At 67.3% G+C, this 22,684-nt stretch carries 12 protein-coding genes; 6 read left to right on the plus strand and 6 right to left on the minus strand.

The window, feature by feature from the left end:
* Positions 1–121 precede the first annotated feature (121 nt).
* Both U5805_RS10515 and U5805_RS10520 read left to right on the plus strand, forming a co-directional pair.
* Positions 122–1,012: a methyltransferase, TIGR04325 family gene (locus U5805_RS10515; protein WP_322103415.1), complete on the plus strand. Its 891-nt coding sequence runs from the start codon at positions 122–124 to the stop codon at positions 1,010–1,012.
* A gap of 66 nt (positions 1,013–1,078) precedes the next feature.
* On the plus strand, positions 1,079–2,086 hold the full coding sequence (locus U5805_RS10520; RefSeq protein WP_322103416.1) for a cupin-like domain-containing protein: 1,008 nt from the start codon (positions 1,079–1,081) through the stop codon (positions 2,084–2,086).
* Positions 2,087–2,124: 38 nt separating this feature from the next.
* Here U5805_RS10520 and U5805_RS10525 read toward each other — a convergent pair whose 3' ends face one another.
* From U5805_RS10525 to U5805_RS10540, 4 genes are all read right to left on the minus strand, one after another.
* On the minus strand, positions 2,125–3,237 hold the full coding sequence (locus U5805_RS10525) for an SGNH/GDSL hydrolase family protein (RefSeq protein WP_322103417.1): 1,113 nt from the start codon (positions 3,235–3,237) through the stop codon (positions 2,125–2,127).
* A 19-nt stretch (positions 3,238–3,256) separates the two neighbouring features.
* Complete coding sequence (locus U5805_RS10530; protein ID WP_322103418.1) at positions 3,257–5,716, minus strand: condensation domain-containing protein; 2,460 nt, start codon at positions 5,714–5,716, stop codon at positions 3,257–3,259.
* Positions 5,717–5,719: 3 nt separating this feature from the next.
* The gene (locus U5805_RS10535) at positions 5,720–15,967 is read right to left on the minus strand and encodes a non-ribosomal peptide synthetase/type I polyketide synthase (protein ID WP_322103419.1); all 10,248 of its coding nucleotides are present in this window, start codon (positions 15,965–15,967) and stop codon (positions 5,720–5,722) included.
* A 457-nt stretch (positions 15,968–16,424) separates the two neighbouring features.
* Positions 16,425–17,135: a 4'-phosphopantetheinyl transferase family protein gene (locus tag U5805_RS10540; RefSeq protein ID WP_322103420.1), complete on the minus strand. Its 711-nt coding sequence runs from the start codon at positions 17,133–17,135 to the stop codon at positions 16,425–16,427.
* A gap of 205 nt (positions 17,136–17,340) precedes the next feature.
* On the opposite strand from U5805_RS10540, the gene U5805_RS10545 reads away from it, so the two are divergent.
* The 3 genes from U5805_RS10545 to groL all read left to right on the plus strand — a co-directional run bounded on the left by U5805_RS10545 (position 17,341) and on the right by groL (position 20,728).
* Positions 17,341–18,489 (plus strand): acyltransferase, encoded by a 1,149-nt coding sequence (locus U5805_RS10545; protein ID WP_322103421.1) that lies wholly within the window; start codon positions 17,341–17,343, stop codon positions 18,487–18,489.
* Positions 18,490–18,751: 262 nt separating this feature from the next.
* Entirely contained in the window at positions 18,752–19,042 is a 291-nt protein-coding gene (locus U5805_RS10550) for a co-chaperone GroES (RefSeq protein WP_322103422.1), read from the plus strand.
* Between the two features lie 45 nt (positions 19,043–19,087).
* On the plus strand, positions 19,088–20,728 hold the full coding sequence (gene groL / locus U5805_RS10555; RefSeq protein WP_322103423.1) for a chaperonin GroEL: 1,641 nt from the start codon (positions 19,088–19,090) through the stop codon (positions 20,726–20,728).
* A gap of 197 nt (positions 20,729–20,925) precedes the next feature.
* Here the strand turns inward: groL and U5805_RS10560 are convergent, their stop codons facing one another.
* Positions 20,926–21,798: a hydroxymethylpyrimidine/phosphomethylpyrimidine kinase gene (locus tag U5805_RS10560; protein ID WP_322103424.1), complete on the minus strand. Its 873-nt coding sequence runs from the start codon at positions 21,796–21,798 to the stop codon at positions 20,926–20,928.
* Between the two features lie 279 nt (positions 21,799–22,077).
* On the opposite strand from U5805_RS10560, the gene U5805_RS10565 reads away from it, so the two are divergent.
* Positions 22,078–22,248: a rubredoxin gene (locus U5805_RS10565; protein ID WP_008342674.1), complete on the plus strand. Its 171-nt coding sequence runs from the start codon at positions 22,078–22,080 to the stop codon at positions 22,246–22,248.
* Positions 22,249–22,311: 63 nt separating this feature from the next.
* On the opposite strand, the gene U5805_RS10570 is transcribed toward U5805_RS10565, so the two are convergent.
* The gene (locus U5805_RS10570; protein ID WP_322103425.1) at positions 22,312–22,569 is read right to left on the minus strand and encodes a hypothetical protein; all 258 of its coding nucleotides are present in this window, start codon (positions 22,567–22,569) and stop codon (positions 22,312–22,314) included.
* Between the last annotated feature and the right edge of the window lie 115 nt (positions 22,570–22,684).

Here is a 22,684-nt window from a genome sequence, read left to right on the forward strand (position 1 = left end):
GCCGCGAGCGCAATTGCCGTTACGCCGCTTTGCGAAGTGAGTCGTGTTTTTTCGAATCGGTTCGCGTCGAAAAAACCAGCGTGAATCCCGTGCCGTGCGGCGACGGGTTCCGGGAGGTCTCATGAAGAAAGTGCTGAAGGCTCTCTTGATGCATAGCGTCGTGGGCGCGTGGCTCGGCAGATTGCCGGGCGTGTCGCGGCTTTATGCGCGGTTCGTCTGGGCGAGGCAAATGAATCTGTACTTCGGCGTGTATGGGAGTTTCGCGCACGCGGAGCGTGCCGCGACCGGATTCAACACCGTGGGCTGGAACGACGAAGGCATTGCGAAGGTGCTGGTTCACGAGGAAGCGGACGCCGCGCCGCCAGGCTTTCAGACATCGCAGTTCGCCGTGATGCTCTGGCTTTCGCGGCTGCTCAAGTCGGACCAGGCGGTGCTCGACATGGGCGGCGCGGGCGGCGTCTTCTACGAAATCTGTTCGCGCTACGATTTGCTGCCCGCGCCCATGCGCTGGCATGTGGTGGACGTGCCGGAAATGGTCAAGCGCGGCATCGCGCGCCATCAGCGGCTCAAGTCGTCGATGATCAGCTTCGGCACCGAGCTGGGCGAAGCGCCGCCGTCCGCCATCATGCTGATGCTGGGCGTGATGCAGTACCTGCCCGATCCGCTCGGCGAAAACGGGCCGGGCGTTCTCGAAACGGTCGCGGCGCTGCCCTCGCACATCCTCATCAACAAGCTGCCGTTGCTCGACGAAGGCGAAGTCTGGACGATCCAGAATCACGTCACGTCGGCGATGCCTTACCGGCTTTTCAATCGCCGGAAGGTGATGGCGTATTTCGAGTCGCACGGCTACCGGCTGCGCGACCGGTGGACGGTGCCGGAATTGAGCGTGGACATTCCGTTTCATCCCGAGCGAACCGTGCCGGTTCTCGAAGGGCTGCATTTCGAGCGCGAAGCGATTCCTCCCGTGCCCGCGCCTCGCTTCGCCGCGGGCATGAGCATGCAGGGCGCCTGACGTTCGCTTCGTGCCGCGCGGCGCGCTCGCCCGCATACGTGTCTTTCATAACCGTGAAGGTGTCACATGTTCGTTCCTGCCGACGGCGCCGTTCTCGCCGATACCCCGCCCACGCCGCGCGCCGCCGGCGCGCTTCTTCATGTCGACGAAGCGGCGTTCCGGAGTCATTTCAACCAGCATTCGTTCAAGTTCGGTCACAGCCTGCATCGCACCGGCCTGTTCGAGATTCCGCGCATCGTCGAACTGGCGCAGAAAGTGATCGACAGACAAGGCGACAGCGGTTTCGTGGCGCTCAATCTGAAGCGCGCCAGCGTCGACGAAAAATTCAGCGACGCGAAATTCAACGCGCGGGCGCAAGGCGAGCGGCTGGCCGAAACCGTGTCGCGGCTGGGCGAAATGGGCACCTGGGTCAAGCTCAGCCGCGCGCAGGACTACGACGCCGACTACGCCGAAGTGCTCGACGCGATGACCTCGGAGCTGGAAGCGCTTTCCGGCTTGCCGCTGCGAAAGGACATCACGTGGGCCACGATGACGCTGTTTCTCGCCTCGCCCAACATCACCACGCCGTTTCATATCGATCACGAAACCAACTTCCTGTTTCAGGTGCAGGGCGCGAAAGACGTGTGTCTCTTTCCCGCCGCCGACCGCGAGCTGGTGCCGGACCAGGAAGTCGAGCGCTTCTACAACGGCAACGCCGAAGCCGCGCGTTACCGCCGGCAGATGCAGGCGCGCGGCACCGTGTACCGTCTCGCGCCGGGCGAGGTCGTGCATCACCCGCCGCTCGCGCCGCACTGGGTCAAGAACGACGACAACATTTCGGTGAGCGTGAGCATCGGCTATTGCATGCGGCCGCTGGAACGGCGGGCGCGCGTCTATCAGGCGAACTATCTGCTTCGCTCGCTCGGATTGAAGCCGGTGCCGCCCGGCGTTTCGCCGTTGCGCGACGGCGTGAAGCGCGCGTTGATCTCGACGCTCGAACAGCGTAATCCCACGACTTACTCCGAAGTCGTTTTCGCGCCGATGAACCGGTTGAAGGCGCCGCTCAGAACGGTTCGGCGCTTGATGAAGCGCTGAACTCCGGCGCCGCGGCGCGCGAGTCGCGCGCGGCGGCGCTACTTCGGGCCGCCGGAAAAAGCCGGTTGCAGGAAGCGGACGACTTCGGCGTCGGTGATCGGCGAGATGCGCAGGCCGAAGGCGGCGTCGAGCGAAGCCACGAGGTGCTGCGCCCATAGCGTGTTCCAGACCACGCCCGCGTGACCGTCGTCGAGCACGGCGTTGTGCGGGTCGTCGCCGGACGTGTTGGTGACGGCCCAGCCCGGCGCGAGCTTCACCGTCTTGTACACCGGGCGGCCGTGAGCGTCGCGCTCGCCCCACTGGCTTCGGAACCACGCGCGGTCGTCGAGAAAGGCGACATGCCGATCGCCGGCCGCGATCTTGCGCAAGCCGTTGTCGAAGCGGTCGAGACCGGCGTCGATATTGGCGATCTGCCGGGCCGACTGCCAACTGTCGAATTCGGCCGACCAGTCGGCATTGCTCAGGATGCCTGTCAATGCCACGTTGGTGTCGGGATGCGTCTTGCGGATCAGCGTCACCGTGTCGCCGATCGCCTTCACGCAGGCGTCGATGATGGCGGCGGGGCGCGCCGCGCCGGGATCGCGCGCCAGGGCGTCGAGCACGTCGTGCGCGCCGACGTCGTTGATGCCGATGCGAATCAGCACCACGCCGCCGCGCCATGCCTGCGGTTCGGTGTCCATCAGCTCGACGAGGCGCAGCGCCTGACGTTGCGAGCGCCCCATCAACTGGCTGCAACCCGCGCCGCTCACGGCGTAGTCGTAGCGGTAGTCCTCCTTGCGCGGCGTGCGCGCCGAAGCGCCCGCGGCCTCTTCGATATACGCGCGATATTTGCCGCTGCCCCACGCGCCCCAGTCGCCGAGATCGACCTCGTTGCCGCGCAGCCGCGCGAGCACCTCGGTCCATTGCCACGTGGTCGCGCGCCACGGGCCGCCGCGCGCGTCGGGGGCCAGCATCAGCGTGTCGTGGTACGACTGGCTGTCCGAGTCGCCGAGCACGGCAAAGCGGATACGGCCCGGCGGCGGCGCGGTTTCCGCCGCGACCGCCGCGGGCATGCGGCGAAAGAGGCCGGGCACGGCAAGTTTCGCGAACATGAAGCCGGCCACCACGAGCACGCCGCCCAACGCGATCAGCAGCATCCGGCGGGTACGCATGGGCCGTGCATGCGCCGCGCTACGCGCCCGCATGCCTCAACTGCCCCGGCGCCGCGTGCGTTCCGTCGTGCGCTTCGTCCTGCGCGCCGCCGTTCGCCGCCGCCGCGCCGCGCGACTCGATTCCGGCCAGCCGCTCGCGCAACTGCCTGCCGATGGCGGCCACGCCCGGCGCGCGGAACATCGCGTCGTGCATGCCCGGAATTTCGGTGACGACGAGCTTGCCCGTGACCACCGCGCCCCAGCCGAGATCGTGCGCGAACTGCCGTCCCTTGAGCACCTGCGCGCTGCGGAACACCTGCACGTCGCCGTCATAGGGCGCGGCGCGGTAACGCACCTGCTGTTCGCGCAGATGGCCGATATACCAGAGGTTTTCGGCGAGTTCGTTGTTCGGGCCGTCGTTCCTGAAAAGACCGAGCCGTTCGGCGAGCGGCAGCAGACGCAGCGCGCGCACCGTGCGGAACTGCTTGAGGAACACCTTCATGGACGTCTCGCGCCGCCGCGCCGCGCGAAAGTCGCGCGGAATGTCGTGCGCGCGCACGCGCACCTTGCGCCACAGGCGGTCGAGAAGCGGCATCGACTCGCGATAGCCGGGGCACCACGTGTCGTTGAGCACCACGAGTTCGACCGTTTCGCCTTCGCGGCGCAACTGGTGCGCGGCCTCCAGCGCGATCGCGCCCAGCACGCAATGGCCCATCAGAATGTACGGGCCTTGCGGGCGCGCCATGCGGATCAGGCGCACGGCGTCGGCGGCAATGTCCTCGTAGGCGCGGTCGGGGAACGCGCGCGGCGGCCCGGGCGGGATCATCGGAATGTCGATGACGGGCCGCTCGCCGCCCACTTGCCGCGAGAATTCGTAGAACACGGCCGTGTTGTTGAGCGCGATGACCGGCGTGCCGGGCGCGTTTTCGTTGAACTGCACGATGTTGGCGGCTTGCGCGGCCAGATCGGCCTGGCTCATGAAGCCGCTCGCGCCCACGCCGGCGGGCAGGGCGGTTTGCGCGGCGGCGGACGCAACCGCCGCAACCGCGGCAACCGACGCGATCGGCGCAACCGCTGCAACCGATGCAACCGGCGGTGCGGAACGCGGTGCAACGGCGGCCGCGGGCCTGGCCGCTTCGATCTCGACGGTTTCCAGCACCTCGCGCCAACGGGCGAGATACGCGTCGACGGTTTCGAGGTCGTACAGATCGGTGTCGCCCTCGCACGAGATGCGCCAGCCTTCCGGGCGCCGCACCATGAAGAAGTTCAGGTCGTAGAGCGCGCCCGCGTTGAAGGACGGCGAGGTGGTGGCGGCGAACGCTTCGCGGCGCACTTCGTCGCCCACGCCCACGAAACTCTGCTGCAACGCGAAGTTCACGGAGCACAGCGGCGGGCGGTTCGCGCCAGCCGCTTCGTTGGCCGCTTCGCTCGCTGTTTCGCCGGCCATTTCCATCATCTCCTCGAACGGCACGTGCAGATGCTCGATGGCGTCGCTGAGCTTCGCGCCGCACTGCGCGGTGACGGCCGCGAGCGTCGCGCCATCGGGCACGTCGAGCCGCAGGATCACCGTGTTGATGAGCGGCCCGACCACGCCTTCGAGTTCCTGCTGATCGCGCACCGACATCTGCGTGCCGATCGCGACTTTCGCCTGACCGGCCGCGTCGCGCAGCGCGATCGCCAGCCCTGCCGCGGCCACGCTGAACAGCGTCACGCCTTGCGCCTTGGCGGCCGCGATCATGCGCTCGCTCAACGCGTTCGGCAGCAGGACGGAGCGGATCGCGCCCTGGAAGCGCCGCGCGGGCGGTCGCGCACGGTCGCCCGGCACGTCGAAGCGCGCGAAGTCCTTCAGTTCGGCGCGCCAGTGCGCGCGGGCGCGCTCGAGCGCGCCGCTCGCGAGGAATTCGCCTTTCCACAGCGCGTAATCGCCATGATGCAGGTCGACGTCGGCGAATTCGATCTCGCGGCCCGCATGCAGCGCGGCGAGCCCTTCCACGAGTTCGCGCACGACGATGGCGAACGACCAGCCGTCCATCACGAGCGAATGGAACGTCAGTTGCAATTCGCCCTGCGTGGCCGAGCGCGGCAGCCACACCGCGCGAAAGAACGACGGCGCGTTCAGCGCGAACGGCGTGCGCGCCTGCATGCCGCCCACGCGTTGCGCCTCGGCGCGCGCGGCTTGCTCCTCGTAACCGCGCAGGTCCACCTCGTCGAGCCGGAACGGCACGCGGCTCCAGACCTGCTGACGCAGGCCCGCGCCCGTCATCAGGAAGCCGGTGCGCAACACCTCGTGGCGCGCGACCAGTTCGCCGAGCACCTGCTCGATGCGCGCGGCGTCGAGCGGTCCCGAAAGTTGCAGCCGGAACGCGATGTTCAGCGCCGAGGCTTGCGGCGACGCCTTCTGCTCCTGCCAGAACCGCGCCTGGCAGGCCGTGGCCGGAAAGAGCGCGTGGCTCGCTTCGGCGGCTTCGCTATGGACGATTTTCAGGGCGGGTGCGTTCATCGCTCAGACTCCTTCGGCCACCCGGCGCTTGAAGTTCAGGATCGACGGCCGGGCGGCGGCGGGCGCTTCGGCGGGCGCGGCGCTGGCCGTGCCGTCGAGGCTTGCGGCGAGTTCGGCGATCGTCACGTTCTTCATCAACTGCCGCGCATCCACGCCGAAGCCGCGCTCGTTCATGCGCGCCACGATGCGAAAGAGTTGCAGGCTGTCCGCGCCGAGGCTGAAGAACGGCTGGTCGATGCCCACGTGCGCGAGACCGAGCACCTCGCCCCAGATCGCGGCGATGCCGGCTTGCGTGGGCGTGAGCGCGGGTTGCGCCGGGGCCGGCTGCGCGGCGGCCGCAGGTTCGGCCGCTTCAGGCGCTTCGGCCGCTTCGACAGATTCAAGCGCAGCCTTCGCTTCGGCTTCCACCGGCACGACTTTCAGCGCGGCGTGCGGCGCTCGCGCCGGCGTCGCCACCATGTCGGCGCTCGGCACCGGCAGCGCCTTGCGGTCGAGCTTGCCGTTGGCCGTTTGCGGCAGCGCGTCGAGCGTCATCCACAAGGTCGGCACCATGTAGCCCGGCAGTTGCGCGGCCGCATGCGCCGCGACCGCGCCTTGATCGACGTTGCCGACGAGATAGCCCACGAGGCGCGCGCTGTCGTTCACCGTATGGAGCGCGACGGCGGCGGCGGCCACGCCCGGCGCCTTGCGCAAGGCGGCCTCGATGTCCTCGATCTCGATGCGAAAGCCGCGCAGCTTGATCTGCTGGTCGCGCCGGCCCAGATGCTGGAGCGAGCCGTCGGGCAGGCGTTTCGCGAGGTCGCCCGTGCGATAGAGGCGGCGCGGCGCGGCGCCTTCGATGGCAATCGTCTGGAACGCGTTGTTGGTCAGCACGAGGCCGTTGAAGTAGCCCTTCGCGAGCCCTTCGCCGCCGATCCACAGTTCGCCCGCCACGCCTTGCGGCGCGAGCCGCAGGTCGTCGGTGAGCACGTGCAGTTCGGTGTTGGCGATGGGCGCGCCGATCACGATCGGGCCGCTCGCCGCCACGCGCGACGCCGACGACCAGATCGTGGTTTCGGTCGGGCCGTAGAGGTTCCACACGTCCGAGCCGGTGGCGAGCAGCGCGTCGGCGAGATCGCGCGGCAGCGGTTCGCCGCCGCACAGGATCTTGAAGCCTTGCGGCGCCTTGAAGCCCGCTTCGAGCAGCATGCGCCACAGCGAAGGCGTGGCTTGCAGCACCGTGGCCGCCTGCTCCTGCAAGCGCGCGACGAGTTCGAAACCGGTGCGCACTTCCTCATGGCCCGCGACGAACGTCCGGCCGCCGGCGATCAGCGGCAGGAACAGCTCCAGCCCGGAGATATCGAACGAGAACGTGGTCACGGCCACGATGCGGTCGTCGGCCGTGAAGCCCGGCGCATGCGCCATCGAAAGCAGGAAGTTGCTGAGCGCGCGATGCGGGATTTCCACGCCCTTGGGCTGGCCCGTCGACCCCGAAGTGAAGATCACGTAGGCCGAATCGGCGTCCGTCACGGCGGGCAATGCCGCCGTGTCGCCGGTTTGCGCGAGCAGCGCTTCGACGTCGAGCACGCGGTGCGCGCCCGCTTCGAGCACGTCGCGGCTCGCGCTGTCGCTCAGGATCGCGGCAATGCCGGCGTTGTCGAGAATCTGCGCGAGGCGCGCGGCCGGCATCGTCATGTCGAGCGGCACGTAGGCGCAGCCCGCGCGCCACACGCCGATCATCGCGGCCACCGTGAGCGCGCCGCGGCCCATCGCGATCGCCACGCGGCCGCGCGGCGTGATGCCGGCCGCGACTAGCGCGCGGGCGATCCGGTCGGCGCGCGCGTCGAGCTGGCGGTACGTGAGGCTCGTGGCGGCGTCGGCGACGGCGGGCGCGTCGGGGGTTCTTCCGGCTTGCGCGGCGATCAGCGCGGGCGTGGTTTGCGAAAGATCGAAATCGCACTGCGAAGCGTTCAGATCGTCGCGCAAATAGCGCACTTCGGCGTCGCTCAGGAGCGGCAGCGCGGCGATCGGCGTTTCGGCGTCGCGGGCGATGGCGGCCAGCAGCGTTTCGTAGTGGCCGAGCCAGCGCTGGATCGTGGCTTCGTCGTACACGTCGGTGATGAAGTCGCAATCGAGACGCAGCCCTTGCGACGACTCGATCACGTTCAGGAACAGATCGAAGTTCGCATAGGCTTTGGCGTTGGGCGCGAAGCGCGTGGTCACGCCGTTCAGGTCGAGTTCGCCGTCGACTTTCTCCAGGTTGAACTGAAGGTCGGTGAGCGGCAGCCGATTGAAGTCGCGCTTGATGCCGAGGTCGCGCACGAGCGCGCCGTAGGTGTAGTTCTGGCGGTCGCCGGCGTCGTAGAGATGGTCGCGCACGGCCTTCATGTGCGTGGCGAACGGCTGCTGGCGATCGAATTTCACGCGCAGCGGCAGGAAGTTCACGCAGTGGCCGACAAGCAGCGCTTCGCCCGCGTTCGACTGGCCGGCCATCGGCGCGGCGATCACCACGTCGTCGTTGCCCGCGAGGCGGCCGAACAGCACCTGCGCCGCGCCGAACAGCGTCGCGAACAGCGAGCAGCCTTGCTTCGACGAAGCGGCTTTCACCTGCTTGAGCAGGTCGGCGCCGATATGACGCGTGGTGGAAGCGCCGTTCGAGCTTTTGATTTCCGGGCGCGCGCGGTCGCCGGGCAGCTCGGGCTGCGGCGCGGGCGTGCGATGGAGGTCGAGCCAGAACTGGCGCGTTTCGGCGTCCACGCCTTCGTTGTTCTGCGCTTGCGCGAAGGCGAGGAAGCTCTGCACGTCGTCGAGTTCGGCGGGCTTGCCCGAAACGTCGGCGGCATAGAGCGCGGCCAGATCGCGCAGGATGATGTTGATCGACCAGCCGTCGCAGACGATGTGATGCGCCGTGAACACGAACGCCCACTTCTGGCTTTCGAGGCGGATCAGCGCGGCGCGCACGAGCGGCGCGCGCGTGAGGTCGAACACCGCGCGCGCCTCGCCGTCGACGATGGCCGCGAGTTCGCCCGCCGCATCGGCATGACCGGCCAGGTCGATGGTGACGAGCGGCACCGTGGTGGCCGGATCGACGATCATCGTGTCGCCCACGCGCGAGAAGTGGACGCGCAGCGCGTCGTGGCGCGCGACCGTCGCGGCGAACGCGCGCTCGAACGCGGCTTCGTTCAGATTGCCCGCGAGTTCGAGCGTGAACGATTCGTTGAACGCGAGCGACGCCTCGTGGCTCTGCTGCGCCGACATCCAGATTTCCTTCTGCGGCTCGGTGAGCGGCGCTTGCGTGAGCTGCGGCTGCGCGGCTTGCGCGGCTTGCGCGAGTTGCGGCGCCGGTGCGGCGATGCGCGGCGCGGCGGCTGCGGCGTGCGCCGTGCCGCCGAAAATGCCCACGCGTTGCAGCGCGTCGATGGCTTCGACGAAGGCGTCGCCGATCTTGCGGATGTCCTCGTCGGTGTGGCTCGTCGTCAGGAAGCAGGGGAAGCCTTCCATGATGTGTACGCCGAGGTAGCGCATGTACGGATAGAACAGGCTGCCCAGGCGATCCTCGCCCGCGAGGTTCACGTAGAACCAGCTCGAGAACGTTTCGGCGCGCGTGGCGATGCCCGCTTTTTCCAGATGCGCGTTGATGCGTTGCACGAGCGCCTGCATGCGCGCGCCGAGCTGCTCTTGCAGCGCCGGGCCGGCTTCCTTCAGATGCAGCAGCACGGCCTTCATCGCCGCGAGCACGACCGGGTGGCGCACGAAGGTGCCCGCGAAGAACGTGGGCGGCACTTCGGGCACCGAAGCATCGCCGAATTGCCACTGGCCGCCGTCGAGCGCGTCCATGTATTGCGCGTTGCCCGCGAGCACGCCGATCGGCAGGCCGCCGCCGACCACCTTGCCGTAGGTCGCCATGTCGCCCTTGATGCCCCAGTAGCCTTGCATGCCGGCCGGATGCACGCGAAAGCCCGTGACCACTTCGTCGAAGATCAGCGCGGAGTCGTTCGCGGTCGTCACCTCGCGCAACTGCTGCACGAATTCCTTCGGGCGCAGGTTCGGGTGGCGCGACTGCACCGGCTCGATCAGCACGGCGGCGATGTCGTCGATATTGGCCTTGATCCATTCGAGGCTTTCGGCCTTGGCGTAGGGCAGCACGACCATGTTGCCGACCGACTGCGACGGGATGCCGGGGGCGAGCGGGAACGCGCGCGGCACGCCCGCCTCGCTGCCCGGCTTCACGAGCACTTCGTCGAACTGGCCGTGATAGTCGCCGTCGAAGCACACCACCTTGTCCTTGCCGGTGACGGTGCGCGCGAGGCGCATGGCGGCCATCACGGCTTCCGAGCCGGTGTTGCAGAAGGTCACGCGCTCGTGGCCCGTCATCTCGGCGAACATTTGCGCGACTTCGCCCGCGAGCGGCGACTGCGGCCCGATCGCGAAGCCTTCGTCCATCTGCGCCTTGACCGCATCGACGACGAAATCGGGCGTGTGGCCGAACGCGGTTTGGCCGTAGCCGTTCACGACGTCGACGTATTCGTTGCCGTCGATGTCCCAGATCTTCGAGCCTTTCGAGCGTTGCGCGACGATCGGATACACGAGTTCCTTCCACTCTTCGCGAAAGCCGCTCGCGGTGCGCGGGTCGGCCAGCACGGCGCGATACTGCTGCGTGCGCGCCTTCGAAGTGGGCGATTTGGCCGAGTAGCGCTGCGCGAAATCGGCGATGAACGCGCTTTGCGCGTCGGTGGTTTGCGCCGAGGCCGTCGCGCCGGGCTTGTAAGCCGTGAAGCGCGAGGGGCGGTTTTCCTCGAACTTGATCTCGGGGCCGGCGGCGCGCGCGGGGGCGGCTGCTGCGGCAGTTTGCGCGGCGACTTGCGCGGAAGGCGCGGCAACGGGCGCGGCGATTTGTGCAGCGACGGCGGGCGCGGCGGGCGCGGCGGGCGCGGTCACGGCCGGTTGCGCGGCGGCCAGCGGCGCGCCTTGCAGCACGTCGAGCTGACGCGACATCACGGTTTGCATCGCGGCAAGCTGGTCGCGAATCACCGATTGCAGATCGCCCGTGGCGGGCGCGGCGGCGAATTGCGCGGCGAGCGGCGCGGCGGTTTGTGCAAGAACCGGTGCAAGAACCGGTGCAAGAACCGGCACGGCGACCGCCGCTGCGGGCGCGGTCACGGCTGCGGCAGGCGCGGCGGCGGCAGCGGGCGCTTCGAGCGCCGCGGGCGCGGCTTGCGCCGCCGGTTCCGGATCGGGCGGCATCGCGCCGTCCATGAACCCGGCGAGCGCGGGCAGCGTCGGGTAGTCGCTCATGATCTGGCGGAAGCTGATGGTCACGTCGTAGCGGCGGCGCAACTGGCGCGACACCTGACCCATGAACAGCGAGTCGTAGCCGAGATCCCAGAACGTCACGTCGGGGTTGGACAGATCGGGCGCCTCGCCGGACATTTCGGCGAGCAGCGAGGCCAGTTCGGCGACAAGACGCGGTTTGCGGTCGATTTGGGCGGGTTGGGACATGGCGGTCGGGGCGATGGTGGTGTGGGTCTCGGGCGAAGCAGGCGCGGCCGCGGGGGCAACCGCCGCAGCCGGGGAGGCGGGTGCGGTTTGGGGCGCGGCCGCGGCTTGCGTCGTCGTCGTTTGGGAATGGGATGCAGGAGCGGGCGCGTCGATCCAGTGGCGCTCCGGTTCGAACGGGTACGTCGGCAGCGGGATGCGGCGCGCGCTGCGGCTTTGCACGATGTTCCAGTCGGGCGTCACGCCGTTGAGCCAAAGCCGGCCGGTGGCTTCGGCGAACGTGGCCAGCTCGCGCTCGCGCAGCGCGAAGTCGGGCAGCGAGGCGACGGCGGCCTGATAGCGGTCCTTCGGCAAGCCTTGCGCGGCAAACGTCGCGAGCGTGCGGCCGGGACCGATTTCGAGCAGCAGCGGCCGGGTTTCGGCGGCCGAGGTCACGGTGGCGAGCGCGTCGCTGAAGCGCACCACGTTGCGGCAATGGTGCGCCCAGTAGTGGCCGGTCACGGGCTGGTCCATCGCCGCCCATTGGCCCGTCACGGAGGACACGTAAGGAATCTTCGGCGGCGCGAACGCGAGCGTGCCGGCGAGCTTCGCGAGGTCCTCCACCACGCCCGACATCATGCGCGAATGGAACGCGTGCGACGTATGCAGGCGGCGATGCTCGATGTCGCCTGCCTTCAGCGTGGCCTCGAACGCCTCGATGGCCGCGAACGGACCGGCCACCACGCTCAGCGCGGGCGCGTTGACGGCGGCGAGATCGACGTCGGCGGGCAGCATGGGCGCGAGTTCGGCTTCGGAAAGGCGCACGACCAGCATCGCGCCCGGTTCCGCCGACTGCATCAGCGCGCCGCGCTGCGCGATCAGCGAAAGCGCGTCCTCGAACGCGATGGCTTCGGCCACGCAGGCCGCGACCAGTTCGCCGACGCTATGGCCGATCATGGCCGCGGGCTTCACGCCGCGCGAGATCCACAACTGCGCGAGCGCGTATTCGACGAGAAAGAGCGCGGGCTGCGCGTAGATCGTCGAGCGGATCGGATGCGGCGTGTCGTCGCCTTCGGGCGCGGCGCTGAACATCAGCGTGCGAATGTCGAGGCCGACGTGCGGCGCGAGCACGGCGGCGCCCTTGTCGATCCACTCGCGGTACACCGGTTCGGTGCGATAGAGCGCGTTGCCCATGCCGGGATACTGCGCGCCCTGGCCGGGGAACATGAACACGACCGGCGGCGCGGCTTGCGGCGCTTGCGCTTCGAGCGCGCCTTTGCTCGCGCCCGCGAGCCTCGCCTGCGCCTGCTCCAGGTTCTCCGCGACCACCACGGCGCGATGCGCGAACGCGCGGCGGCCCGTTTGCAGCGTCGCGGCGACGTCGGCGAGGGCGAGATCGGCGTGCGCGCTCAGGTGCGCCGCGAGATTCGCCTTCGCGCGTTCGAGCGCGGCCGCGCTGCGCGCCGAGATCGGCAGGATCTGCACGGCCCGATCGACGCCATCGACGCCATCGACGTTGCCGGAATCCTCATCGCTCCGGGCCGCGCTCGCCGCGCGCTCGGGCGCTTCCTCCAGCACCATGTGTACGTTCGTTCCGCCGACGCCGAGCGAACTCACGCCCGCGCGGCGCGGCGCGTCGCCCGCGTCCCACGCGCGCGCGGCCGTGTTGAAGAAGAACGGGCTGTTCGCGAGTTCGATGCCGGGGTTCGGCGTGCGGAAGTGCGTGAGCGGCGGCAGCGTGCGATGGCGCAGCGCGAGCGATGCGGCGATGAAGCCCGTCACGCCCGCGGCGGCGTCCAGGTGCCCGACGATAGCCTTCGCCGAGCCGAGCGCGCAGAACTGGCCGCGCTCGCCGCCGTCCACGCCGCCCAGGCGGAACGCCTGCACGAGTCCCGCGAATTCGATCGGGTCGCCGAGCGGCGTGGCCGTGCCGTGCGCTTCGATATAGCCGATCGAAGCCGGGTCGATGCCCGCCTCGGCGTGCGCGATGGCGACGGCGCGCGCTTGCGCATCGACGCTCGGCGCGGTGAAGCCCACCTTGTCCGAACCGTCGTTGTTGATGCCCACGCCGCGAATCACGGCGTAGATCGGGTCTTCGTCGGCGAGGGCGTCGTCGAGGCGCTTGAGCAGCACCACGCCCGCGCCGCTGCCGAACACCGTGCCTTGCGCGCCCGCGTCGAACGGACGGCATACGCCGTCGGGCGCGCCCATGCCGCCTTCCTGGTAGAAGTAGCCGCGCTTTTGCGGGAAGGTGATCGACACGCCGCCCGCGAGCGCCATGTCGCAGCGCCCGGCGCGCAGGTTTTCGACGGCGAGGCCGATGGCCGTGAGCGAGGTCGAGCAGGCCGTTTGCACCGAGACCGCCGGTCCCGTCAGGCCGAGCTTGTAAGCCGTGCGCGTGGCGACGAAATCGCCCGCGCCCATCAGCTTCTGATATTCGCCGATCTGGAACTGGCTCGTGAATTCGTCGATCACGCCGCGGTCGGTGAGGACGTGCTTGAGGAAGTACGTGTTCATCGAAGTGCCCGCGAACACGCCCACGGCGCCGGCGATCCGCGCCGGGTCGTAGCCCGCGTCCTCGAACGCTTCCCACGCGATTTCCAGGAAGAGGCGCTGCTGCGGATCGGTGAGCGCGGCCTCGCGCGCGAGCATGCCGAAGAAGCCCGCGTCGAAGCGGTCGACGTCGGGCAGGATCGGCCGCGCCTTCACGTAGCTCGGGTCGCGGCGCGACTTGTCGTCGAAGCTGTCCTCGAGTTCGGCCACGTCGAAATGCGTGATGCTGTCGCGGCCCGCGAGCAGGTTGGCCCACAACTGCGCCACGTTGCGCGCGCCCGGAAAGCGCCCGGCCATGCCGACCACGGCAATCGCGCCGTCGTGCGCGTCACGGCCGCCGTTGCCGCCGTTGCCGCCATTGCCGTGACGAACGGCTTGCGCGTTCGCCGCGCCGCCCGCGTCGCGCAGATGCGCGGCCAGCGCCTCCACGTTCGGATGGCGGAACAGATCGACGAGCGCGACCTTGGCCGTCACTTCGCGCGCGATGATCGCGTGCGAGCGCATCAGGTCGAGCGAGCGCAGGCCGAGATCGAAGAAGTTGGCGCGGCGGTCGATGGGCTTGCCGAGCATCCGCTCGAACACGGCGGCGAGCTGCGCGGCGACGTCGTCGTCGGCGGCCGGCGCGGCGGCCGTGGCCTGCGCTTGTGCTTCGAGTTCGCGCAGCAGCGCCTTGCGGTCGATCTTGCCGTTCGGCGTGAGCGGAAAGTCGGCGAACACGCGCAGTTCGGCGGGCGCCATGTAGTCGGGCAGCGCTTGCTTGAGATGCGCGCGAAGCGCGGCCACGAAGGCTGCGGCGTGGGCTGCGGCGTCGGCTTCGGCGGCTTCGGCTTTCACGAATCCGGCGATGGCCTTGCCGTTGCGGCCGTCGAACGCGGCCACGGCGGCGTCGGCCACGCCGGGCGCCGCGCGCAGGGCGTGCTCGATCTCGTCGAGTTCGATGCGCTTGCCCGCGATCTTGATCTGGCGGTCGTTGCGGCCGAGAAATTCGATCGCGCCGTCGGTGCGGCGGCGCACGAGGTCGCCGGTGCGATAGAGCTTCGCGCCCGGCGTGAACGGATCGTCGACGAACTTTTCGGCGCTGAGTTCGGCGCGGTTCAGATAGCCGAGCGCGACGCCTTCGCCGCCCGCGACCAGTTCGCCGATCTCGCCTTCGGCCACCGGCGCGAGCTTGTCGTCGAGCAGATACACCTGCGTGCCCGCGATGGCCTCGCCGATCGGAATGGCTTCGCCGTTCGCGAGCGCTTCGCCGTCGCGCGGAATGCGGTAGCAGCAGGTGAACGTGGTGTTCTCGGTCGGGCCGTAGCCGTTGACGATTTGCAGCCCCGGATGCGCGGCCATGACCTTGCGCACGTGCGGGGGCGAGAGCACGTCGCCGCCCGTGAGCGCTTCCTGGAGCGGCGCGAACGCCTCGATGCGGTAATCGGCGAGCGCGTTGAAGAGGCCCGCCGTGAACCATGCGCTCGTGGCGCCCAGCCGCGCGATTTCAGCGGCGATGACGTCGAGCGACGGCTGCACTTCGTTGACGATCGCGGCGCAACCGCCGTTGAGCAGCGGCCCCCAGATTTCGAGCGTGCTTGCGTCGAAGGCGAGCGGCGCGAGATTGAGAAAGCGCGTTTGCGGCGAGAGCGCGGTGAAGGTTTGACCGCGCACGAGGCGCAAAATCGCGCGGTGCGGCACGATCACGCCCTTCGGTTTGCCCGTGGAGCCCGAGGTGTACATGATGTACGCGGCGTCGTTGCCGGCGCACGGCCGCAGCGCGGCGGCTTCGGTGGCGTCGATGGCCTCGGCCGCCGCCATGAGATCGGCGAGATCGAGCAGCGTGCCTTCGCTCTCGCCGCTCTCGCCCCGTTCGCCGAAGCTCGCGAGCGCCGCGCTTTCGGCGACGATCAGCTTCGGCGCGCAATCGGCGACGATAAAGTCGAGTTGTGCGCGCGGATACGCGGGATCGAGCGGCACGTAGACCGCGCCCACGCGCAGGATCGCGAGCATCAGCGCGAGCGTGTCGCGGCTGCGCGGCACCATGATCGCGCAGCGCTCGCCGGGTTCCAGCCCCTTGCGCGCGAGCACCGTCGCAAGACGCGCCGAGCGCTCGCCGAGCGCCGCATAAGTGGTTTCGCCGCTCGCGTCGAGCGCGGCCAGCCGATCGCCGAATTGCGCGCATACGGCATCGAAGCGCGCCGCCACGCCGGGGACTTGACCTGTTCCGCCTGGCCAGTCGCTTAAATATCCGTCTCTGTGTGACATTTGCCGGTCTCCCGTCATCTTTCAAAACCCCCGCCTCGCGATTGCGCATGCGCCGTTGCATACCGCCGTTGCATACGTTTCGCGGCCAGACACGGAAGTGGTCGATTGCGCCAAGCTTTCGTCGCCCGATCCGTGTCCGGGGCGCGAAATATGTTGTAAGTGAAAGTTAATCGTCTACGGGATGGCGCTCCGTTCGGCTTCGCACACACGAGCGGAGCAAGCAGGTCGCGCGCGACGGCGGGAGAGCCACGGCCCGCAAGGCTGAGGGCCGCGCGCAAGGCGGCGGCGGCGGGGCTTTGGCGGTCGCGGGACAACGTTTGCGCGGATGTGCGGTATCCCACGTTGGCGTGGCGCGCGTCGCACGCGCAGGAGCCGTTTGGGTCCCGTTCGCCGCGCCGGCCGTAAGGTGGGTGTTAGCGGTGCTGGCCGTGCCGCCGCGTTCGCGAGCCGCCGCCGCTCAGTTCATGTTGACGATCGACCAGTCCGTGCGCCGCGCCGCCACCGCGCCCGCGCGCGCCGCGTGGAACGGCAGCGCGCGAATGCGCCATTGCGCGGCCTCTCGCGCCTCGCCGCCGACGAGCCGTGGCGTCGTGTCGCCGTGTATCGAGAGGTCGAATTCGAAATGACCCGGCGGCAGCACGAAGCCGGTGCCGAGCGCCTTCAGGCCGGCTTCCTTGCGCGCCCAGGTTTCGAAGAAAACGGCGTGCTGCTGCGCCGGCGTCAAGGCGCGGTACGTCGCGAGTTCGCGCGCGGTGAACACTTCGAGCGGCACGCAGTCCTCGATGGGCCGCAGGTTTTCCACGTCGATGCCCACTTCGAAGCCGTTCGCGACCGCGAGCGCCGCCGCGTTTGCGGTGTGGCTCAGGTTGAAGCGCAGTTGCCAGCCGGCCGGCTGTGTCGCGCAGAACGGCTTGCCCTCGGCGCCGGTTCCGAGCGCGACGGCGTGCGCGGGAATCGCCAGATAGCGGCCAAGGAGCCGCCGGAGTTCCGCGCGTCCCGCCACGTAGCGGCGGCGATGCTGCTCGAAGCGGAATTGGCCGGCGCGCTCGCGCTCCTGCGCCGAAAGCGTTTGCCAGTGACGCTCGAAGTCGCCGCCGGGCGCGTCCAGATCCCACTGCCAGACGTGTACCTCGTCGGGCGAGGGCGGCGGGAGCGAAGAGGAGGGCATGGCGCTGTCTGTCGATGGATTGCGTCGGAGGTTTGGCCGCATTGTGAACAAACGGTGACGCGGTGTTTGTACGCGCGCGAACGCTGGTTGTGCGCCGATCTCGACGTCGACCGGCAATGGGCTGGGGCGAGCCTCCCATTGGCAAAGGCGAACACGATGCACTTATCCCTATAATTGACGCCCAACGAAGAACCGGAGCCATTGGTTGGAACACCGACTAGACCATATCGACGCCATTCGCGCGTTCGCCGCCGTTAGCGTGCTGGTTGAACACTTCTATGCCGCACCTTCGATTGCATCCGGGCACACCTGGGCGCAGAGCGTCGTTGCCGGCCTCGATCTGGGGCGTATCGGCGTGGTCGTTTTCTTCCTGATATCCGGGTTTGTCATTCCCTTCAGCCTGAAGAAAAATCGTCACCTCGGTGACTTTTGGGTCAAGCGGGTCACCCGGCTGTATCCGGCTTACTGGATTTCGCTCATTCTCGCGGTCGTCCTTCAGTCGGTGGTTTCCCGGGAGGCCATTGGTGGCGCGCAGGCGCTGGCCAACGCCACGATGCTTCAGAACTTCTTTCATTACGAGAACGTGCTGGGCGTCTACTGGACACTCAAGCTGGAGCTGGTTTTCTATGTGATGGCCTATGGGCTTTTTCTCTTTGGGCTAATAGATAGCGCGTTCGCTCTCGCCGCGATTTCCGGCGGGCTGTTCTGCGTTTTTCTTCTGTATCTGGATTACTGGACAAACGTCACGGCCATCGGTCATCACATCGCGGCCGCCCTGCATCTGGGTGGCGCTATTGCCAGCAGCACTGGCGCAGCAGGGAACCATCCGATTCCCGGCATTCTCAACATGAACTGGGGAAATTTTTGCGCGTATTTTTCCGCGATGTTTCTCGGCGCGTGTTTGCGGAGGTGGTCCGAGGGCAAGTTGCGGACAGCAGGAAAAATGGCGATCGGCTTGCTGTGTTTCGGGTGGCTGGTCTTGCTGCCGGCGATGGGCATCGTCTGCTATTTGAAAACGCAGGACATCGGGCTTTTCAGCATGTATGGCTCGTGGGCGACTGCGCTTGCGCTCTTTCTGCTCCTTGCGTTCGTCACGCCGGTTCGCAGCAAAGTCCTGGCGTGGATAGGCCTATGCAGTTATTCGCTCTACCTCCTGCATTCGATGGTCATCGATTTGCTGCTTTCCTCGCCGCCCTTTGCTGCGCCGCATGCTTTCTCGCCGCTTTTGATGCTGGTCGTATGCATTGCCATATCGCTGGCGGTTGCCCACGTCTCGTATTTTCTGGTCGAAAAACCGGCCATGCGGTTCGGCCGTTCCGTAGCCAGGCGGCTCGAGCGTGGCGCGACGACTTAAGCGTCGGCCTAAAACAGCGGCTTCTCGGGTTCGGATGATTTGACACCGTTTTACGTTCGATGCGATCTTGTCAGGGATTTCCCCAGGTCCACGTCATCCGCCCCCGTTCTTGAATTTGTCACCACCCGTCCATATAATTAGCACTCACCGCATGAGAGTGCTAACAACGCTCGGTGCACTTACATCTCTGGCTGGCGATCCACGGCAGCCAGGTTTTCTTCAGTCGGCTTCAAGTCCTAATCAAGAGAGAGAGGATCTATCCATGAACCTTCGTCCTTTGCATGATCGCGTGATCGTCAAGCGCCTGGATCAGGAAACCAAGACGGCTTCCGGCATCGTGATTCCGGACGCAGCGGCAGAAAAGCCGGACCAAGGCGAAGTGCTGGCCACGGGCCCGGGCAAGCGCGACGACAAGGGCGCGCTGATCGCGCTCGACGTCAAGGTCGGCGACCGCGTCCTGTTCGGCAAGTACGCTGGTCAGACCGTCAAGGTCGACGGCAGCGAACTGCTCGTGATGCGCGAAGAAGACATCATGGCCGTGGTGAACAAGTAAGTTCATTCCACCGCACACCATTCAAGAATCCCAAGGAGTTAGAAGATGGCAGCTAAAGACGTCGTGTTCGGCGATTCCGCCCGTTCCAAGATGGTTGAAGGCGTGAACATTCTCGCCAACGCAGTGAAGGTCACGCTGGGTCCGAAGGGCCGCAACGTGGTCCTCGAGCGCTCGTTCGGCGGCCCGACGGTCACCAAGGACGGTGTCTCGGTCGCGAAGGAAATCGAGCTGAAGGACAAGCTCCAGAACATGGGCGCGCAAATGGTCAAGGAAGTCGCTTCCAAGACCAGCGACAACGCCGGCGACGGCACGACGACGGCAACGGTCCTCGCGCAGTCGATCGTTCGCGAAGGCATGAAGTACGTCGCATCGGGCATGAACCCGATGGACCTCAAGCGCGGCATCGACAAGGCGGTTGCGGCAGCAATCGAAGAACTGCGCAAGCTGAGCAAGCCCTGCACGACCAACAAGGAAATCGCGCAAGTCGGCTCGATCTCGGCGAACAGCGATTCGTCGATCGGCGACCGTATCGCTGAAGCGATGGACAAGGTCGGCAAGGAAGGCGTCATCACCGTCGAAGACGGCAAGTCGCTGCAAGACGAGCTGGAAGTGGTCGAAGGCATGCAGTTCGACCGCGGCTACCTCTCGCCGTACTTCATCAACAACCCGGACAAGCAAGTCGCCGTGCTGGAAAGCCCGTTCGTCCTGCTGTTCGACAAGAAGATCTCGAACATCCGCGATCTGCTGCCGGTTCTGGAACAAGTCGCGAAGGCTGGCCGTCCGCTGCTGATCATCGCTGAAGACGTCGAAGGCGAAGCGCTCGCCACGCTGGTCGTCAACAACATCCGCGGCATCCTCAAGACCGTCGCCGTCAAGGCTCCGGGCTTCGGCGACCGCCGCAAGGCCATGCTGGAAGACATCGCGATCCTGACCGGCGGCCAGGTCATCGCCGAAGAAACCGGCCTCACGCTCGAAAAGGCAACGCTGCAAGAACTGGGTCAAGCCAAGCGTATCGAAGTGGGCAAGGAAAACACGACGATCATCGACGGCGCCGGCGAAGCCGTGAATATCGAAGCGCGCGTGAAGCAAATCCGCACGCAAATCGAAGAAGCGACCTCGGACTACGACCGTGAAAAGCTGCAAGAGCGCGTTGCCAAGCTGGCAGGCGGCGTGGCAGTGATCAAGGTCGGCGCTGCGACCGAAGTCGAAATGAAGGAAAAGAAGGCACGCGTGGAAGACGCGCTGCACGCAACGCGCGCTGCGGTTGAGGAAGGCATCGTCCCCGGCGGCGGTGTTGCCCTGATCCGTGCCCGCGTGGCCGTCTCGGGCCTGAAGGGCTCGAACGCAGACCAGGACGCCGGTATCAAGATCGTCCTGCGCGCGATGGAAGAACCGCTGCGCCAGATCGTCACGAACGGCGGCGAGGAAGCATCGGTCGTGGTGGCAGCGGTTGCTCAGGGTTCGGGCAACTACGGCTACAACGCAGCCACGGGCGAGTACGTCGACATGGTCGAAGCCGGCGTGGTCGACCCGACGAAGGTCACGCGCACCGCGCTGCAAAACGCAGCTTCGGTCGCAGGCCTGCTGCTGACGACGGACGCAGCCGTTGCCGAAGTGCCGAAGGAAGATGCACCGATGCCCGGCGGCATGCCCGGCGGCATGGGCGGCATGGGCATGGACATGTAATTCCGGTTTCGACCGAAATGACGTCGAAGTGCGGGGAAAGCATCGCGAGGTGCTTTCCCAAAGAAAAAACCCGCAGCGATGCGGGTTTTTTTTCGTCTCCACGGTGCGTTTTCGCGTGGCTTTTACGTGGTTTCTGCGTGGTTTTTGCGTGGCGTCGCGAATGGCTTTCGCGCCGCGCCTTCATCGAGCGCTTGCGCTCAATGCTTGGCTTCGCCGGGCGGCAACTCGCTGCCGGGGCGCGGGGGCGCTTCGCCGCCTTCTTCGTTGTCGTTGCTGCGCGCCCAGAAAAACCGGTCGGGGAGCCACGCGCCCATGCCGGGCCGGAACGCGCTCTGCACGGCCTGATACAGATATTCCTGCGCCTCGCGCACCGCTTCGGGCGGCTCCTGGCCATTCGCGAGCAATGCGGCGATGGCGGCGCCCAGCGTGTCGGTCACGCCCATCATCGGTTGCGCGGCGCGGTCCCACAAATCCTGGCGCAACTGGCCGTCCTCGCAATAAAGCGTGTTGACGACGCGGTGCGTGCCCGTTTCCATCGCCAGAATATATTCGCAGCCAGTGGAGAGCAGGTGGGCGATGGCCGCGTCGACGCTCGGCGCGTCGGCGTCGCCGTCGGGCTGCGCGAGCGCGATCAGCGTGGCGGCGTCGGCGACCAGCAGCGTGGTTTGCGGCACGAGCAGGTCGGCCATCGCTTCGCGCAATTCGTCGGCGGCGAGCACGTGTTCGTCGTCGAGCGTGAAGTCGGGCGCGAGGATGAGCGGCACGTCGTCGTAATCGGCGACGACTTCGGCAATCGCGCTCACCACTTCCGCGCGCGCGCCCGCGCCCACCTTGAATGCGGCGATGGGCATGTCTTCCAGCAGCATGCGAGCCTGCGTGGCGACGGTTTCGGGATCGAGGCCGGTGACTTCGTCGCAGCCCGCGGAGTCGCGCACGGTGTAGCCCGTCAGCGCGCAAACGCCGTGGCAACCCATGCTTGCGAGCGTGAGCAGGTCGGCTTGCAGGCCGCCGCCGCCGGTGGGATCGGAAAGGCCGAAGGTGAGGACGATGGGAGGGGTGTCGCTGGGCATGAACGTGGCGAAAGGATAGGGGCTTCGGGCGCGCGGCGTGCCGCGCCGGCGCGTCGCCGGTTTCCAATTATGCGGCTTCCGGGGGACGGATGGCTCGCGCGTGTCGCGGATTTTTGCGCGGCTGGCCGCACATTCGCGCGGCGGGCGTCTCTTCGCGTGCGCCCGGACGGCGCGGCCGGCGTTTCCGACCCTGCGTCGCTAGGCATAAAAACGCCAACACGGTACCATCATGGCTCTCGTTTCCCACACTGCTTTTGGACTTTTTCACGCGGCATAAGAATGGAATATAGAAGCTGGATGTGCCTGATCTGCGGCTGGATCTACGACGAAGAAGCCGGTTTGCCAGACGAAGGTATCGCCCCCGGCACGCGCTGGGAGGATGTACCCATCAACTGGACGTGTCCCGAGTGCGGCGCGCGCAAGGAAGACTTCGAAATGGTCCAGATCTGAGCCGAGCCGATTTGCCGGGCGGCCGGCGCGCCTCGCGCGCGCCGGCTCCGCGCCGGTTTTCAATCAAGCACCGTTGAACGGGCTGTCGGCAACCGGTACGGGCGTAAAAATTGCGCATGCCGCGTAACGGTTTGCGCGTTTTTCATCGCTTCGGCACGGACTGCTGAAAATTGCCCAAGCGGTGGCCGTCGATGAAATGCCGCCGGACTGTGCTGTCGCGCACGGCGCGATGCCGGCCGCGGTGATCGAATACTTAACTGCGCGCCAGGTTTCGCGTGACGCGCGCGGCGTTCGCGTACCGGTGATCGTCGTCGTCAGCATGACAACGGCGGCGTAGCACCGCAATCGCGCACTACGCGGGTACGAAGGTCGGCAAGTCGATACGTCAATAAGTCGATACGTCGATATTTCGATACGCGGTGGCGCGATTCGCACC

The organism is Paraburkholderia sp. J41, from assembly GCF_905220235.1.
GTDB lineage: Bacteria > Pseudomonadota > Gammaproteobacteria > Burkholderiales > Burkholderiaceae > Paraburkholderia.